Source organism: Actinoplanes sp. NPDC026670 (genome assembly GCF_040638175.1).
Classification (GTDB): Bacteria; Actinomycetota; Actinomycetes; order Mycobacteriales; family Micromonosporaceae; genus Actinoplanes.
Genome location: NZ_JBEZXU010000055.1, coordinates 1 through 16,246, shown reverse-complemented (window position 1 = coordinate 16,246; position 16,246 = coordinate 1). Strand labels below are relative to the sequence as shown.

10 protein-coding genes are annotated in these 16,246 nt (G+C 70.6%); 5 read left to right on the top strand and 5 right to left on the bottom strand.

What is annotated here, in order from left to right:
- Positions 1 to 65 precede the first annotated feature (65 nt).
- Positions 66 to 1,574, top strand: a complete 1,509-nt coding sequence (locus tag AB0E94_RS38180; RefSeq protein WP_360336621.1) for a hypothetical protein — start codon at positions 66 to 68, stop codon at positions 1,572 to 1,574.
- Positions 1,575 to 1,590: 16 nt separating this feature from the next.
- On the opposite strand, the gene AB0E94_RS38175 is transcribed toward AB0E94_RS38180, so the two are convergent.
- From AB0E94_RS38175 to AB0E94_RS38160, 4 genes are all read right to left on the bottom strand, one after another.
- Positions 1,591 to 4,749, bottom strand: coding sequence for a LamG-like jellyroll fold domain-containing protein (locus AB0E94_RS38175; protein ID WP_360336619.1), 3,159 nt, complete (start codon positions 4,747 to 4,749; stop codon positions 1,591 to 1,593).
- A 241-nt stretch (positions 4,750 to 4,990) separates the two neighbouring features.
- Positions 4,991 to 5,671, bottom strand: coding sequence for a response regulator transcription factor (locus AB0E94_RS38170; RefSeq protein WP_360336617.1), 681 nt, complete (start codon positions 5,669 to 5,671; stop codon positions 4,991 to 4,993).
- Positions 5,668 to 5,985 (bottom strand): hypothetical protein, encoded by a 318-nt coding sequence (locus AB0E94_RS38165; protein WP_360336615.1) that lies wholly within the window; start codon positions 5,983 to 5,985, stop codon positions 5,668 to 5,670. Before AB0E94_RS38165 ends, AB0E94_RS38170 begins: the two co-directional genes overlap by 4 nt.
- A 635-nt stretch (positions 5,986 to 6,620) precedes the next feature.
- Positions 6,621 to 8,033, bottom strand: a complete 1,413-nt coding sequence (locus AB0E94_RS38160) for a histidine kinase (protein WP_360336613.1) — start codon at positions 8,031 to 8,033, stop codon at positions 6,621 to 6,623.
- Between the two features lie 528 nt (positions 8,034 to 8,561).
- Here AB0E94_RS38160 and AB0E94_RS38155 point away from each other — a divergent pair.
- Both AB0E94_RS38155 and AB0E94_RS38150 read left to right on the top strand, forming a co-directional pair.
- Complete coding sequence (locus AB0E94_RS38155) at positions 8,562 to 9,683, top strand: alpha/beta hydrolase (RefSeq protein ID WP_360336611.1); 1,122 nt, start codon at positions 8,562 to 8,564, stop codon at positions 9,681 to 9,683.
- A complete protein-coding gene (locus AB0E94_RS38150) occupies positions 9,674 to 10,843 on the top strand; it encodes an acyltransferase (RefSeq protein WP_360336609.1) in 1,170 nt (389 codons plus the stop codon). Before AB0E94_RS38155 ends, AB0E94_RS38150 begins: the two co-directional genes overlap by 10 nt.
- On the opposite strand, the gene AB0E94_RS38145 is transcribed toward AB0E94_RS38150, so the two are convergent.
- On the bottom strand, positions 10,815 to 11,282 hold the full coding sequence (locus tag AB0E94_RS38145) for a peroxiredoxin (RefSeq protein ID WP_360336607.1): 468 nt from the start codon (positions 11,280 to 11,282) through the stop codon (positions 10,815 to 10,817). The two genes, AB0E94_RS38150 and AB0E94_RS38145, sit on opposite strands and share 29 nt — an antisense overlap.
- Positions 11,283 to 11,444: 162 nt before the next feature.
- Between AB0E94_RS38145 and AB0E94_RS38140 the strand changes: the two genes are divergently transcribed.
- The gene (locus AB0E94_RS38140; RefSeq protein ID WP_360336605.1) at positions 11,445 to 13,100 is read left to right on the top strand and encodes a serine/threonine-protein kinase; all 1,656 of its coding nucleotides are present in this window, start codon (positions 11,445 to 11,447) and stop codon (positions 13,098 to 13,100) included.
- A gap of 641 nt (positions 13,101 to 13,741) precedes the next feature.
- Positions 13,742 to 14,422 (top strand): hypothetical protein, encoded by a 681-nt coding sequence (locus AB0E94_RS38135; protein ID WP_360336603.1) that lies wholly within the window; start codon positions 13,742 to 13,744, stop codon positions 14,420 to 14,422.
- The last annotated feature ends 1,824 nt before the right edge of the window (positions 14,423 to 16,246 follow it).

Genomic DNA, 16,246 nt, shown 5'->3' with positions numbered 1-16,246 from the left:
GGGCGGCGGTCTGGTGTGGTGGACACGGTGCACCAGAATCGGAGCAAGGTCGCGAGGAGGCTCCGGTGGGTCGTGTGCTGCGGTGGGTTCTTCCGCTCGTCGCCGTGTTGGCGCTGTTCGTCTGGTGGGCGTCCTACGCCACCACGATCGTCGTCTGGGAACTGCGGAAGCTGATCCCGTGGGTGCTGGCCGCGGCCCTGATCGTGGTGCTGTACGCGGTGCCGCAACTGGTGAGCGCCGCCCGCCGGCGCGGTGAACGGCAGCCGGGCGGGGTCGGCGCGCTGGCCGGGCTCGGCGTGGTGGCCGGGCTGATCCTCGGCATCTGCGGCCTGTTCTACGACTCGTACCTGCGGGACCGTGACTACGCGTCGGCCATGGTGGTGGTCGACGACCCGGTGCCCGGCCTGACCGCGCGGGCGCCGTATCTGGTCGGCAGTGCGCAGGCCGCGCCGAACCTGGGTGACGTCACCGGGGAGATCTTCGACATCACGTATCTGCCGGACTCGGACCGGTTCGGCACGCTGGTCGAGCGGCGGGGCTGGCTGTCCGGCTACGAGGTGGGCCTGGTCCAGGAGGTGCCGCTGGGCAGCAACAGCCGCAGTTCGCAGCGCTGCGCGTTCGACCTGGACGCGGCGGACGCACGGGTCGGCGGCTGGTTCGGCCACAACCTGGGCCGGAAGATCTCGGCGGCCGAGCGGTGGGTGCGGTTCGACGAGCGGGACGTCTACGTGTACTGCGACGGTGACACCCCGATGGTCGTGGTTCCGCTGAAACGGCAGGTGGGGGTGGTGACGGTGACCGAGCGGCCGGCCGGTGTGGCGCTCTACAACGGACGCACCGGCGACCTGACGGTCACCAACGACACCGCGCGGATCCCCGGGCCGACCTATCCGATCAGCCTGGCGGCCCGGCAGCGGGAGGGCACCGCGGCGGTCGGCGGGTTCGCCGACTGGTGGGCCGAGCGCGGCGGCTGGGACGCCTCCGACGACGGTACCAACGAGGGCAACAACTCCGAGTTCACGTTGCGGTTCGCGGACGGGACCGGCAGCGCGTACGTCACTCCGCTCACCCCGCAGGGCGAGGCCAGTTCGGTGGTCGCGGTGTCCACGGTGGCGACCCGGCAGACCGGGCTGGGTCTCGCCCCGATGACCGTGCACCGGCTGAACCCGACGTGGTCGTCGCCGGAGGCGGTGGTGGCGCTGATCAAGGCCGAGTACCGGGACGTCTGCTGCTGGAACGAGGACCGGGTGTTCGAGGTGGTGCCGACCGGCGGGACCACGTGGACCGCCACGGTCGGCAGTGAGCAGAGCATCCGCTACCGGATCGAGGGCCGGGGCCAGGTCGGCGGCCGGGAGGCCACCTGTCTGAAGACCGCCGAGGGCGCGCTGATCAGGTGCGCGTACGCGGCGCCCGGCTCCCCCGAGGAGCAGGAGCTGAAGCGGATCGAGGAGCAGAAGCGCCAGCAGGAGCAGCAGAACCAGACCGGTGACCTGACCACCTTGACCGATCAGCAGCTGGCCGAGCTGAACAAGCGGCTGGCCGAGGAGGTGAACCGGCGCCTCACCAACGGGTGAGACGCCGGTTCGGTGATCAGCGGGCGTTGTACAGGGCGGTGACCTCGGTGTCGGTCAGTGCCCGGTCGACGGCGTGCACCCCGTCGATCGAGCCGGCCCAGAAGTCGACCCGGTTCCCGGCGTACTTGGCCCGGCCCACCGACAGCGGCCCGGTGCTGACCACGTCGGGGCCGGCCGCCACGGTGGCGGCGCGGACACCGTCGACGTAGAGGCGGATCTCGCCGGTGGCGTGATCCCGGACGCCGGCCAGGTGGTACCAGCGGTTCAGCTCCGGCGTGGTGACGAGCCGGGCCCGGTTGCCGCCGGGGGTGCTGAAGGCGAAGGCGCCCTGGCCGTACTGGAGGTAGAAGGGGTTCTCGGTGCGGCGGCCGTCCTGGCTGATGACCGTCGCGTAGTTGCCGGGCAGTCTGTCGAGTGTCACCCAGGCGCTGACCGTGTAGTCCTTCGTGGTGTCGAGGACCGGCGCGGTGGTGTCCGCGTAGTCGCCGTCGCCGTCGAACTTCAGCGCCGACCCGGTCACGCCCGGCGTCCACGCGGCGTTGCCGGTCAGGGTCAGGTCACTGTCGCCGCTGCTGTCGCCGGCCGTCGTGCCGCTGCCCTCGTCCAGGTTCCAGTCGCCGTGACCCGGGTACGTGCGGGCCTGCCCCGACGCCGCGCCGGCCGCGATGACACGGGCGTTGACCGCCCGTACCGCCGCGGGGTCGACTTTGATCTCTCGCCGGTCGTAGGTCCAGAGGCCGTTGAGCTCGGTCTCCAGGTCGGTGATCTGGGTGTAGACCGAGCCGGACAGCTCGTTGGCCGCCGCCTCCAGGTAGTAGCGCTCGGTGTTGTCGACGTACTTGGCGGTCAGGGCCGCCTTGTCGGCGACGCCGCTGTAGATGACGGCCGGCGGGCCGGGCCACATGTGCCCGGGGGTGCGCAGGGTGAAGCCGCCGTGTTCGCCGTCCATCGCGATGCGGGTGGCGTCCGGGTAGGCCGGGTCGTTGTTGACGTAGTCGTGGTGATCGATCACGTCACCCTTGCCGGAGTCGCCCTTGGAGTTGCAGCAGTTGACGCCGCTGTGCGCGTTGAGGATGCGCGACGGGTCCTCGGACTTGATCTGGGTGGCGATCTGGCCGGTGGCGGTGCGGTCCCATTCGCCCCAGCCCTCGTTGAAGACGATCCAGCCGATGATCGACGGGAAGTTGTGCAGCTGGCGCATCATCTCCCGGCCCTGGCTGAGGAACGCCTCCTGACCGGCCGGGTTGTTGATGTCGGCCGACACGAAGTCCTGCCAGACCAGCAGACCGAGCTCGTCGGCGTGCCGGTACCAGCGGGCCGACTCGACCTTGATGTGCTTGCGGACCGCGTTGAAGCCGAGCTTCTTGGTCTCCACCAGGTCGAACTTGAGCGCGGCGTCGCTCGGCTGGGTGTAGAGGCCGTCCGGCCAGAACCCCTGGTCCAGAGTGGCCAGCGAGAAGATCGGCTTTCCGTTCAAAGTCAACTTCGGAAAACCACCGATATTCTGTACGGCTACCGTACGCAATCCGAAGTACCCGCGGACGGAGTCGCCACCCAGTTTCACGTCGAGGTCGTACAGGTACGGGTCGTCGGGGCTCCACAGTCGCGGCTTGGCGATCTTGATGGTGAGGTCGGCGTTGGCGGGGCCGGTGGCCGTACCGACTGATTTGCCTTTTTTGTCTTTGACGGCGACCGTCGCAGCCCGCGTCGAGGTCGAGTTGATCTTGACTTTTACCGACCCGGTCGCGACGTCCGGGGTGGCGACGATCCCGTCGATCCCGGCGGCGACGACCGGCTCGAGCCAGACGGTCTGCCAGATGCCGGACGACGGCTCGTAGACGATGCCGCCCGGGTTGAGCGACTGCTTGCCCTTCGGCTGGTTGGGGCCGGTCACGTCGGTGACGCCGACGATGATCTCCTGCGGGCCGCGCTTCTTGAGCGCGTCGGTGATGTCGGCGGTGAACGCGGTGTAGCCGCCGGTGTGCTCGGTGACCAGGGTGCCGTTGACCCAGACCTTGGCCTGGTAGTCGACGGCGCCGAAGTTGAGCTTGATCCGCTTGCCGGTCCAGCCGTGCGGGACGGTGATCAGCCTGCGGTAGAACATGTGGTCCTCGCGCCGCTCGATGCCGGACAGCTGCGACTCGACCGGGAACGGGACGGTGATCTTCTCGGCCAGCTTCTGACCGAAGACCGGCTGCTCACCGGCTTCGGCGCCGGCGAACTCCCACTGGCCGTTCAGGTTCAGCCAGTCCTTGCGGATCAGCTGCGGGCGCGGGTACTCGGGCAGCGGGTTGCGCGTGTCGACACGATCGCCCCACGGGGTGGTCAGCCGGTGTGTGGACGTGTTCGTTCCCGATCGGATCACCTGCGGGACGGTCACGCCACCGACGACCAGGCCGCCCGTGCCGTCGTAGTTGACGCGGACCTTCTGGTTCTTCTGCACCTTCTCGGCGAGCGTGACGACGACCTTGTCACGGCTCTTCCGGACGCTCTTGACCGGGAACGGCGTGGTGTCGACCTCGACCCTGAGGTGCTCGGCGAGCGTGCCGAGGCTGTCCACAGTGGCGTCGAAGTCGGCGATCAGCGTCTGGCCGTCGGGCTGCACGGTGAACGCGACCGGGAAGATCTGGAAACCGTCCGGCGGCGTGAAAGCGCTCTCCGGGACGATCTGCTTGTCGAGGCCGGCGCCCGACCAGCGCAGGAACAGGTTCGCGCCGCCGACATCCTGGAACATCTCGATGCGTACGGTGTGCGCCTCCCCCGCGACCAGCGGCACCGGGGCGCTGACCTGCTCACGGTCCCAGTCGCCGACCCAGTGGTCGATCACCGGCCGCTCGTCGATCAGGAAGCGGAACCCGTTGTCGCCGATCATGTGGAACGTGTAGTCGCCGGTCGCCGGGGCGGTGATCTTCCCGGTCCAGCGGGCGGTGGTGTGCTCGGTGCGCCCGGTCAGCGACTCGAACGCGCCGGCCAGGCCGGGCAGGTCGATGTTGGGGTCGAGCACGATCCCACCGAGTTCGGGGAAGTCGCGGGCGCCCGGAGCGGACATCCGGAAGTACTCGCCCTTGAGGCCGTGCACCGGGTCGGCGGCCGAGGCGGGGCCGGCGGGCGCGACGAGCACGGAGAGGACCATGAGGACGGTGGCGAGCAGAGATTTGGCGGGCAATCGCGGCATCGATTGTTTCCCTTCGATCAACAGCGCATTGCCAACACCCTGAACTATTTACATTGGTGAGTCAACACAAAGGAACAACCTCGGACATGTTCGCTCGTCAGTCGGGTGCCGTCACCAGACCCATCTCGCAGGCTCAGTCGGGTGCCGCCACCAGACCCATCTCGCAGGCTCAGTCGGGTGCCGTCACCAGGCCCACCTCGTAGGCTCAGTCGGGTGCCGTCACCAGGCCCACCTCGCAGGCTCAGTCGGGTGCCGTCACCAGGCCCATCTCGTAGGCGAGGATCACCAGGTGCACCCGGTCGCGGGCGTCCAGCTTGGTGAACAACCTGGCCACGTGCGCCTTGGCCGTCGCCGGGCTGATGTGCAGATCGGTGGCGATCTCCGCGTTCGACAGGCCGCGGCCGACCAGGGTCAGCACCTCGCGCTCCCGTTCGGTGATCGTGTCGTCCGGGCGGCGGCGCGCCGGCGCTGCCCTCGGGCCGGCCACGAAGTCGCGGATCAGGCGGCGGGTGACGCTGGGGGCGATCAGCGCGTCCCCGCCGGCGACCACCCGGACGGCGCCCAGGATGTCGTCCAGCGCCATGTCCTTGACCAGGAAACCGCTGGCCCCGGCGCGCAGCGCGGCATACACGTACTCGTCGTCGTCGAACGTGGTCAGCACCAGCACCCGGGCCGGATCAGGGTCGGCCATGACGTGCCCGGTGGCCTCGATGCCGTCCATCACCGGCATCCGGATGTCCATCACGATCACGTCCGGGCGCAGCTCCCGGGCCAGCCGGACCGCCTCGGCGCCGGTGGCGGCCTCACCGGCCACCTCGATGTCCGGGGCGTCGTTGATCAGCACCCGCAGCGCGCTGCGAATGAGCGGCTGATCATCGGCCAGCACCACCCGGATCGCCGCCACAGCACCGTCAGCCGTCACCGACCAGCCTTCCCACGTTTCGTGCGAACGTCGAACACCACCGCCATCGCCCAGCCCACCCACTTCCTCGCGATCTTGTCGACTTCGAGCACACCGTCATCGAGCGACCACCCATTCCCCCGCGATCTTGTGGACCTCCGGTACACCGCCATCCCGCCACCCGCGACCTTGTGGACTTGCGACACGCCGGGCGTCCTCGCGGAACTCACCAAGATCGAGAAGGGGAACGTGGCCATCGCGCCACCCACCCCAACGCCCGCGATCTGGATAGAAACAAAGCCGACCCGTGCGAAGCTGCAGGTGACTGTGGCCATGACGCGAGGCTCGCCCGATCTCGCGGGGCGTAAGGGCGCAATGACGCCTGCCACAGCAGTTTTCCCTCACCCCGGGCAGGCGCGAAGCGCCCCGGAAGACTTGTGAACTTCCGGCACACCGTCATCACGCAACCCACCGGGCCTTCCACACCTTCGGGCTGTCGCACCGGTCACGCATGCGACCGGGACGCCGACCGGAATATTGTGCTCGCAGCGGATTCAGCCCTGGCCAGCCTCGCAGATCTTGCACGGTTCTCCACCTTCGCGGCGATCTTGCAGGTTTCTTCATGTCTGGGTGTGGTTTGTCGTGCAAGGTCCACTGCGCCGGGGAGACCTTGCAGCTTTCTTCCCGTCGGGACATGGAAAGGGCTGCAAGATCGCCGCGAGGGCGGAGAACCGTGCAAGATCCGCGAGCGACGCGCCGGGCCGACGAGCCAGGCCGACGAGCCCAGGCGACGAGCCAGGCCGACGAGCCCAGGCGACGAGCCAGGCCGACGAGCCCAGGCGACGAGCCAGGCCGACGAGCCCAGGCGACGAGCCGGGGCGATGCGCCGGGGAGGAGACGTCATCCCGCCTGAGGGCTGTCCTTCTCACGCTCAGGTGGCTGTGCAGAAGTCTCGCCGTCATCGCGGAACTCACCAAGATCGAGAGGCGGGCTGAGTCGCCGACTCCGGCAGGGGGATTCGGGCGGTCACCCGGAAGCCGCCGCCCGGTCGTGGGCCCGCGTCGAACTCGCCGCCAAGCAGACTCACCCGCTCGCGCATGCCGGTAATGCCGTTGCGGCTGCCGGCAGCGCCGCCACGACGACTGCCGTCGGTGCTGCCGTTGCGGCTGCCGTCCGTGCTGCCGTAACGGCTGCCGGCGGCGCCGCCACGACGACTGTCGTCCGTGCTGCTGTTACGGCTGGCGTCGGTGCCGCCGTTACGGCTGCCGTCGGTGCCGTCGTCACGGCTGCTGCCGGTGCCGCCACGACGACTGTCGTCCGTGCTGCCGTTGCGGCTGGCGTCGGTGCTGCCGTTGCGGCTGCTGTCGGTGCTGCCGCCGGCGCCCGTGCCGTCGTCGGTGATCTCGATGGTCAGCGTGCCGGCGTCCTGCCGGACCTCGACGTCGCAACGTCCGACGCTGGCATGCCTGATCACGTTGGTCACCGCCTCCTGCACGATCCGGTACGCCGACAGGTCGATGTCCGGCGGCAGCGGGACCGCATCACCGTCGCGGCGCAGGCCGACCACCACCCCGGCCTGCGCGCTACGGGCGACCAGACCGTCCAGATCGGCCAGTCCCGGCGCCGGTTCGCGGGGCGCGGGGCCCGAACCCGCATCGGTACGCCGTAGCGAGCCCAGCATCCGGCGCAGCGCCGCCGCGGTGTCCCGGCTGGTCTCCTCGATGTTGGCGAGCGCGGCACGGGCCTCCGCGGGCTGGGTGTCGATCACCCGGCGGCCCATCCCGGCCTGGACGGCGATCACAGCGATGCTGTGCGTGACCATGTCGTGCAGCTCGCGGGCGATCCGCAGGCGCTCCGCCTCGACCGCGCGGGCTTCGGCCTGCTCCCGCTGCGCGGCGGCGTGCCGTCGGCGCTGCCGGATCGAATCGCCGGCGACCCAGGCGGTGACCACCGCGAGGATCATGACGGCCGGGACGGTCAGCAGGTCGCCCGGGTTCTCGAAGACCAGCATCATCGTCACCTGCGCGATCGCCGTGAGGACCGCCGCCGTGATCGACACCCGCCGCTCCCGCCGGGACGCCACGTTGCCCACCATCAGGTCGGCGACCACCACGAAGGCGCCGACCACGGCCATCTCCGGGAACCCACCAGAGATGGCGAGCACGGAGACCGCAGCGCCACCGATCACGAGCAGCGCCAGCGCCGGCAGCGGGGCACGGCGGGCCAGCCCGACCGGCAGCACCAGCGCTGCCACCACCGTCACCACCCGGAGGAGCGGGTCGGTGAAGCCGGGCAGGACGACCACGGCGAACAGGGCGAACGGGAACAGGATCGTGCCAGCCCAGGCCAACACGGCGCCTGTCCGGCTTCGCGCGGTCGACATGGCGCCGACTTTATCGACGCGAGCGCCGGCGGGCATCGGCCCGCGGGCTTACGCCCACGGGCCACCTCCGGTGTGATCCACGGGCCGATGTGACGGCGACGCCGGCCCGGCACGGTGAGCGGCATGCATCTGATCAGACGGTTGCGGACGTTCCTGACGGTGGCCACGGTGATCGTGGCGCCGGCCGCGAGTTCCGTGCTGGCCCCGCCCTCAGCCCGCGAGCCGTCGCTGACGGCGGTATTGCCGTGCGGATTCCAGTCGTGGACGACGGCTCACGGGCTCACAGACCGCGAGCCGTCGCTGACAACGGCAATGCCGTACCGATTCCAGTCGTGGACGACGGCTCACGGGCTCACAGACCGCGAGCCGTCGCTGACAACGGCAATGCCGTACCGATTCCAGTCGTGGACGACGGCTCGCGGGATAGCGGACCGTGAGCCGTCGCTGACGGCGGTAATGCCAGGCGGATTCCAGCGGTGGGCGACGGCTGGCGGGGTGGTCCGGTGGCCCTGTCCGGGGGAACCGGCGGTGGCACGGGACTGGTTCGCGGCCCTTGACGACGGTGCGCGGCACGAGCTGGCGGCCGGGTATCCCGGTTTGGTCGGGAACCTGGACGGCGCGCCGGTTGGGGTGCGGTACGAGGCGAACCGGCGGGCCATGCTCGCTGCTGGGCTCGACCGGCCGGACGGGGACTTCCTGCTGTTCGACCCGCGGGGGCGCGGCCGGATCGCCCAGGTCTTCGGTGACCTGACGAACGCACGGCGGATCGTGGTGCTCGTTCCGGGCATGCGTAACCGGCTCCAGAACTTCTGGCGTGGCGTGGGCGGGCAGGCGTACCGATCACCGGCTGTCTGGGCGGAGGACCTGCGGAGAGCCGCCGCGGATTCCGGTGGGCTCGCGGTGATCGCGTGGCTCGGCTACGAGACGCCGCAGGGCGTCGACGAGGCCGCCCGGGCCAACCTTGCCGAGGCCGGGGCGGACGCGCTCGTGACGTTCGTGGACGGGCTCGTCGCGGTGCGGCCGCGGGCCACGATCGCGCTGTTCGGGCACAGTTACGGGTCCACCGTGATCGGGCACGCGGCGTCCCGGCTCGGCCCGGCGGTGACCGACATCGCGGTGTTCGGCAGTCCCGGCATGGGCGTGGACTCGGTGGCCGCGCTGGGCACGGGGGCCCGGGTCTGGGCCGGGCGGAGCACGTCGGACTGGATCGGGTGGGTGCCCGGCGGGCGGCTGCTGGGGCTCGGCCACGGTGTTGCGCCGACCGATCCGGGGTTCGGCGCCAGGCTGTTCGCGACCGCCGATGTCCACGATCACGACCACTACCTGACGCCCGGGACCGACTCGATGACGGCGCTCACCCGGATCGCCCTCGCCGACGATCCGGTCATCGCCGAACGTCCGGCCGTTGCTGATGGCGCGGCCCCTGCTGATCGCGCGGCCACCGTCGACGGCGCGGCCATCGCTGATCGCGGCGCGGCCATCGCTGATCGCACGGCCATCGTTGACGGCGCAGCCCTAACTGATCGCGCGGCCATCGGCGACGGCGCGGTTCTTACTGATGGCGCGGCCATCGGCGACGGCGCGGGCCTTACCAATCGCACGACCATCGGCGACGGCGCGGCCATTGAGGGTGGCGTGGCGTGGGTCTGATCGCGCGGATCGAGGCGGGCACGCCGGCGCACCGGGACCGGAGCGTGGACGGGCTGCGGGCCGTCGCGATCGTCGGCGTGGTTCTCGGGCACTGGCTGGTCTCGGCGGTGGTCAGCGACCCGGCGCGGCCCTCGGACTGGCACGGCGCGAGCCCTCTCCAGGACCGGCCGGCGCTGATCCCGCTGACCTGGGTGCTGCAGACGCTCGGGCTGTTCTTCTTCGCCGGCGGGTATGCGGCCGCCCGGGCCGACGGCGGCCACCGGTCACTGGCCGCCCGGGGCGACGGCGGCCACCGGTCACCGGCCGCCCGGGGCGACGGCGGCCACCGGTCACTGGCCGCCCGGTTCGCCCGGCTGGGACGCCCGGTCCTGGTGCTCGCCGCCGTCTGGGTGCCGGCCTGGCTGCTGCTCAGTGCCGTGGGGGTGCCGGAGAACACCCTGCATCTGGTGCGCTCGTTACTCGTACACCCAATGTGGTTTTTGTTGGTCTTTTTGATTTTGACCGGTCTTGCCCCGATGCTGCGAAAGGCGATCATCAGGTACGGCGGGTGGGCGCTGCTGCCGCCCGTCGCGATCGTCGCGGTCAGTGACGTGACCAGGCGGCTGGACACCGCGGACTGGCTGCCCCCGGTGGCCACTGTGGCCGGCTGGGCGGCGCCGTACCTGCTCGGGATCGCGCTGGCCCAGGGCGCTCTGCCCCGGCGGGCCGGGCTCGTGCTGGCGCCGGCCGGTGTCCTGGCCGGCACGCTGCTGGTGCTGGTGGCCGGCTACCCGGCGAGCGCGGTCGGCGTGCCGGGCGACGGATGGTCCAACCTCGACCCGCCGTCGCTGTTCGCGCTGGCGCTGGCCGCCGCACAACTCGGGGTGTTCCTGCTGGTCCGCGACCGGATCGCCGGAGCGCTGCGGCGACCCGCGCGGTGGGCGCCGGTCGCCGGGCTCAACCTGGTGGCGATGACCGTGTACTGCTGGCATCAGAGCGCGCTGCTGCTGGTCGGTTTCGCCGGGATGCTCGCCGGGCCGCTGCCCGGGCTGCTGGACGAGCCGGCCGGCGACTGGCCCGTGCACCGCCTGCTGTGGCTGCCGGTCTTCGCGGTGACGCTGGCCGTGCTGTGCGCGGTCTTCCACCGGGCTGTCACGCCGTCGCGGCAGCGGCCACCTTGAGCGCCTGGGCCGCGTGCTGGTTCATGTCCAGCTCGCTGTGGATCACGTCGAGGATCGCCCGGTCGGTCCCGATCACGAAGGTCATCCGCTTGGTGCTCAGCGAGCCCAGGCTCAGGCGGCGCTTCACCCCGTACGCCTCGATGGTCTTGGAATCCGGGTCGGAGAGCAGCGGGTAGTCGAAGGTGTTCGCCTCGGCGAACTCCTTCTGCTTCGCCACCGGGTCCTTGCTGATGCCGACCCGCTGCACGCCCGCGGCCCGGTACTCGGCCGCCAGGTCACGGAAATGGCAGGCCTCGGCGGTGCAGCCGCGGGTCATCGCCGCCGGATAGAAGAAGAGGACGACCGGGCCGGCGGTGACCAGGTCACTCAGCCGCCGGAGTGTGCCGTCCTGGTCGGACAGTTCGAAATCGGGCGCGATGTCACCCTTGCCGATGTTCACCCGATCGAGGGTACGTGAACGCCCGTTCACCACCACGCGGCGCGGTCGCCTTTCGGTCACAGAATCCGTCCGAGTTGCGGTTGTCCAGTACTTTCACCAGGACCAGAATGATCGGCGCGGCGGACGAAGGCATCCGCCCCCATGGATGGTGGAGTGCTTCACATGAGCGGCTGGGAGCTGTCCGGCTACACGCCCGTCCGTCAGCTCGGCGCCGGCGCGTCCGGCACCGTGGTGCTCGCCACCCACGACGAGACCGGCACCGCGGTCGCCATCAAGTACCTGACGCACGTCCTCGGCGACGACGCGGCGTTCCGGGCCGCGTTCCGCCGCGAGGCGCAACTGCTGGGCGAGATCGACGATCCGTACGTCTCCCGCCTCTACGAATACGTCGAGTCCGCCGACGGCGCGGCCATCGTGATGGAGCTGGTCAACGGGGTGTCGCTGCGGCAGATGCTGCGCGAACACGGCCCGACCACCCCCGAGGCGGCGCTCGTGGTGCTCAAGGGCTCCCTCGCCGGGCTCGCGGCGGCACACACCCACGGCGTCGTGCACCGCGACTACAAGCCGGAGAACGTGCTGGTCACCGGCGAGGGGCAGAGCAAACTCGCCGACTTCGGCATCGCCACCCAGGTCGGCCAGGGCACCGGCACCGTGGTCACCGGCACACCCCGGTACATGGCGCCCGAGCAGTGGACCGGCGCGCCCGCCACCCCGGCGTGCGACATCTACGCCGCCACCGCCACGTTCTTCGAATGCCTCACCGGCAAGCCGCCGTTCGACGGCACCAACCTGTTCGTCCTGCACGAGCAGCACACGAACGCGCCCATCCCGACCGATCCGGCTCCCGAGCCGGTCCACGACCTGCTCCGGTACGGGCTGGCCAAGCAGCCCGCCGACCGGCCGCCACACGCCATCGCCTTCCTCGACATCCTGGAGCAGGTGGCCGGGGACGCGTACGGCGCCGACTGGGAGGATCGCGGCCTGCAGGAGCTCGGGCGGCGGGCGGCGCTGCTCGCGGCGCTGTGGCCGTTCCCGGACGGCAACTCCGGCGGCACCAGCTTCGCCACAACGGCGCTCGGCACCGGGTCACCCGGCCGGTTCAGCGGCAACCGGAAGATGACCGCGCTGGTCGGGGCCGGGGTGGTGGTGGCTCTGCTGCTCGGCGGGATGGGCTATCAGTACGCTTCGGCGGCCGAGGAGAGCACGGCCGTCTCGGGCGGGCCGACCACCACGCCCGGGATCGCTCCGGCGGTCGCCGGGCCGTCCGGGGTCGTGCCGGCCGGGATCTCGGCCACCCCGGTCGCCTCGGCGAGCCCGTCGCCGACCACGGAACCGGGCAGCACACCCAGCAGGTCGCCGTCCGCGTCGGCCTCGGCTTCGCCTTCGCCGTCCGTCTCACCCAGCGTCTCGGCGTCGGCCTCGGCTTCGCCGTCGCCCTCGCCGTCGGTCAGCACGACGCCGCCGGACACCACAGCGCCGACGGTCGGCACGGCAGGTGCAAATCCCACCCGGATCGAGGGTACGGGGTGCACGTACGGCCCTCGGACCAGCACCATCACGGCCACCGTGAGCGATGATGTGAGCGCGGCGGGGGCGCTGACCGTGACGTTCCGTTACACGCTGAACGGGACCACCTCGACCGGGTCGATGAGCCTGCTCCGCCGGGGGACGTTCCAGGGGACGCTGGGGCCGCTGTCCATTCCCAAGACGGCCACCCGGATCCCGGTGTCGGTCGTCGCGGTCGACGCCGCCGGCAACACCGGCCGTTCGCCTTCGTCGACCTACGTGACCCTCGACAACATCTGCACCCCGGGTTAGGAGCAGGCCGTGCCGAACTGGGAGCGGTCGTCATGAACCGGCCGGACGAACCCATCGACGACCAGACCATGGCGGTCCCGGCCGACCCGTGGCCGACGATCGACCGTCCGGCGCCGGGGGTGCCTGCCACGTATGGCGGGTCGGAGCAGGGTCGTCTCGGGCGGCCCGGCCATCTCGGTGATGTCACCGGGCAGCCTACGGTTTATTCCGGCGGGGATCGTCCTGGGCAGCCCACTGCCTACCTGGGGCAGCCTGACGCCCCTACCGCGTATGTCGGTCAGCCCGGTGTTCCTTCTGCGCCGTTCGGGCAGCCTGTGGCCGATTCTGGTCAGGCTGACGGCCCTACCGCTTATATGGGCCAGCCCCACGCTTCTACTGCGCATCTTGGCCAGCCCGGCGCCCCAACTGGACATTCCGGGCAGCCCACCGCTCATCTCGGCCAGCCTGGCGCCCCAATCGGACATTCCGCGCAGCCCACCGCTTACCTCGGTCAGCCTGACGCCCCAACTGGACATTCCGGGCAGCCCACGGCTTACCTTGGCCAGCCCAACGCCCCAACCGTGCATTCCGGGCAATCCGGCGCTCCCACTGCGCACCTCGGCCAGCCCGACGCTCCAACTGTGCGATCTGGGCAGCCCAACGTGCCCACCGCACGTCTCGGCCCGTCGAACGCGTATTCCGGTGACGCCACCGCTCGCCTCGGCGATCCCTCCGCATATCACGGTGATCCTGGTCAAACGGTCAGCCTCGGACCGCCCACCTGGACCGCGCCGGCGGATCCGACCGCCTTCTCCGACGGTTCGCTGCCCACTGTGCGCGCACAGAACGAGTTGCGCTTCGGCCCAGGTGTCCCACCGACTCCAGCGGCCACCCCGGCCTGGCCGGGCGCAGCCGGCACCGCCCGCCGCCGTCGCCCGCTGTGGCGCCGGCTGGTGTCCCTGCTCTCCAGCCTGCTGACCCTGGCCTTGATCGGCGTGGTCGGGTTCTACATCTGGCAGCGCCTGAGCCCACTGGAACTGGAAGGCGTAACGGTAGCCGTTCCCGAACCGGCCGGAACCCGCTGCGACGTGACCGTGGACGTGGTAGCCACCGTCCGAACCAACGGCCGAAGCGGAGTGATCCGCTACCAGTGGTTCCGCTCCGACGCCCCACCGGGCGCAGTACTGACCGAACAGGTGGGCAGCGGTCAGCGCTCCGCCGCCCTGACCCTGAAATGGACCTTCACCGGCGTCGGTTCAAGCACCGAGACCGCAACGGTCAACATCCTCGAGCCGTCGCCCCTCCAGGTCGGCACGCCGGTCCAGTACAGCTGCAAGGCCTGACCACCCCCCTTCCGCGCTCTGCCCTCTGCTCTCCCGCCCCTTCACCCTTCGGGTCTCCGCGCTGCTCCGCTCCGTGCTCCTCTGCTCTGTGCTCCTCCGCTTTCGTCCCGTCGCTCCTCTCTCCTCCGCCCTTCCGTCCTCCTCGCCCTCTCCGCCGGCATTCGCTCCTCCGCGCCTTCGCTCCCTCGTCCTCTCGCCCTTCGCTCCGCCACCCTTCACCTCTCCGCGCCCTCGCTCCCTCTCCGTCTCGCCCTTCGCTCCGCCGCCCTTCACTTCTCCGCTCGCTCCGCCGACCTTCGCTTCTCCGCGCCTTCGCCCTCTTGCCCTCTTGCCCTTCGCTCCGCCACCCTTCGCTTCTCCGCGCCTTCCCCTGCGCTTCTCCGCCGTTCCGCTGGCCAACGCCGGGCCGGCGTGCGCACCCCCTGGCCCAACCGCTCAGTCCCCGCCCCTCATCGAGGCACGCCGCCGAACCATGCAGCCCGGCCGTCCCGTCACCGAGTTGTCCTGCCGGAGTCCGATCCCCCACCCTCGGCTGCGGCTCGGTAGGTCATCGTCCAGTTCCGCAGGCTCGGCCGGCCGCAGCAATCCGAGGCTCCCTCTTTCGGGCATCCGGCGGCCAGGACTCGCATCCTTCACCGTCGGCAGAGGCCATGCCGTATCACGTGAAGAACCGATGCAGAACCCTTGCGAAGACAGTTTGGCATGATCCAGTTCTTACACTTCTTGCCCGAGGCGGAGGAAAATTTATGCATGAGTCAGGGGTCGCTTTTCAGCAGGTCCGAGATTGCCGCGATGCGCGACCGAACCGCGTCCCGAAACTATTCCGCCGCACGCGAAGAATTCCGCCGCGAACACGAAAGCACCGCGCCTGGGGCTTACAACGCCGCCACGCCGAAAAGCTACGCCGCCTCCGCGTAAGCGGCTCCGCACCCGCCACCGAGCGTAGCCATACACACCCCGCCGGACGCTCAGCCCTCGACACACGAAGGGCAGCCCCACCACAGAGGTCCCCCACCAAGCCGCCCTCGGCCCCTACATCCCAGCCGGCCCTCCGATCGAAGTCCGCCTACACCCAGCGGCCAGCCGTCACATCCAGGCCCAAGGCCCAGCCCACCGGCGAACCGGAGCCGGTAACCGCCCCGCCCGCTTCCACACCGCAGCGGGCCGCGCCACCACCAGTTCCCACACCGCAACAGGCCACACCACCACCGGCTCCCACACCGCAACAGGCCACACCACCACCGGCTCCTGCACCGCAACAGGCCGCAGCAGCGTCAACTTCACGCCGCATTCCCTCCGTGCCGAAGCCGACTCGCGCCTCACAGGTCTCATTCGCGCCGAGGCCAGGTCTCGCCTCACGGCATGCCCCGCGCTGCGACCGGCCCGACATCGCAGCCCGTCTCCACCTCGCAGCCCCGATCCGCTCCCCTTGCTGACTGGGCACGACGGTCCGGAACCGCACCACGGTCGGCTTCCCTGGCGCAGGCAGTTCATGCGCGTGAGCCCACGCCCGCACTGCCGCTGGCCCTCGCATCACGAACCGATGCGGGATATGCCGTCGCACCACCGGGTTTGGTCGGCGGCCGTGTTGCACCTGTTTTCACGCCACAGGCCGCCTCGGCGGTCTGTCCCGCCGCCCCGGCAACGGCGCGACTGCCACGGCGACCGCGACCACGACGGCCACCGCGACCCCGCCCACCACACGAACGCGACCCCGCCAGCCACCCGCGACCCCAAATCGGCCACCGCCCCCGCGGCGCGCGGCAGGCGATAGGCGGCAGGCGGCAGGCGGCAGGCGGCAGGCGGCGGGCGATAGGCGGCGGG

Bases quoted from the DNA above. Each gene is read 5' to 3' on its own strand.
- AB0E94_RS38160 (WP_360336613.1), bottom strand. From the start codon at position 8,033: ATGTCGACCGCGCGAAGCCGGACAGGCGCCGTGTTGGCCTGGGCTGGC.
- AB0E94_RS38165 (WP_360336615.1), bottom strand. From the start codon at position 5,985: ATGGCCACAGTCACCTGCAGCTTCGCACGGGTCGGCTTTGTTTCTATC.
- AB0E94_RS38140 (WP_360336605.1), top strand. From the start codon at position 11,445: ATGAGCGGCTGGGAGCTGTCCGGCTACACGCCCGTCCGTCAGCTCGGC.
- AB0E94_RS38175 (WP_360336619.1), bottom strand. From the start codon at position 4,749: ATGCCGCGATTGCCCGCCAAATCTCTGCTCGCCACCGTCCTCATGGTC.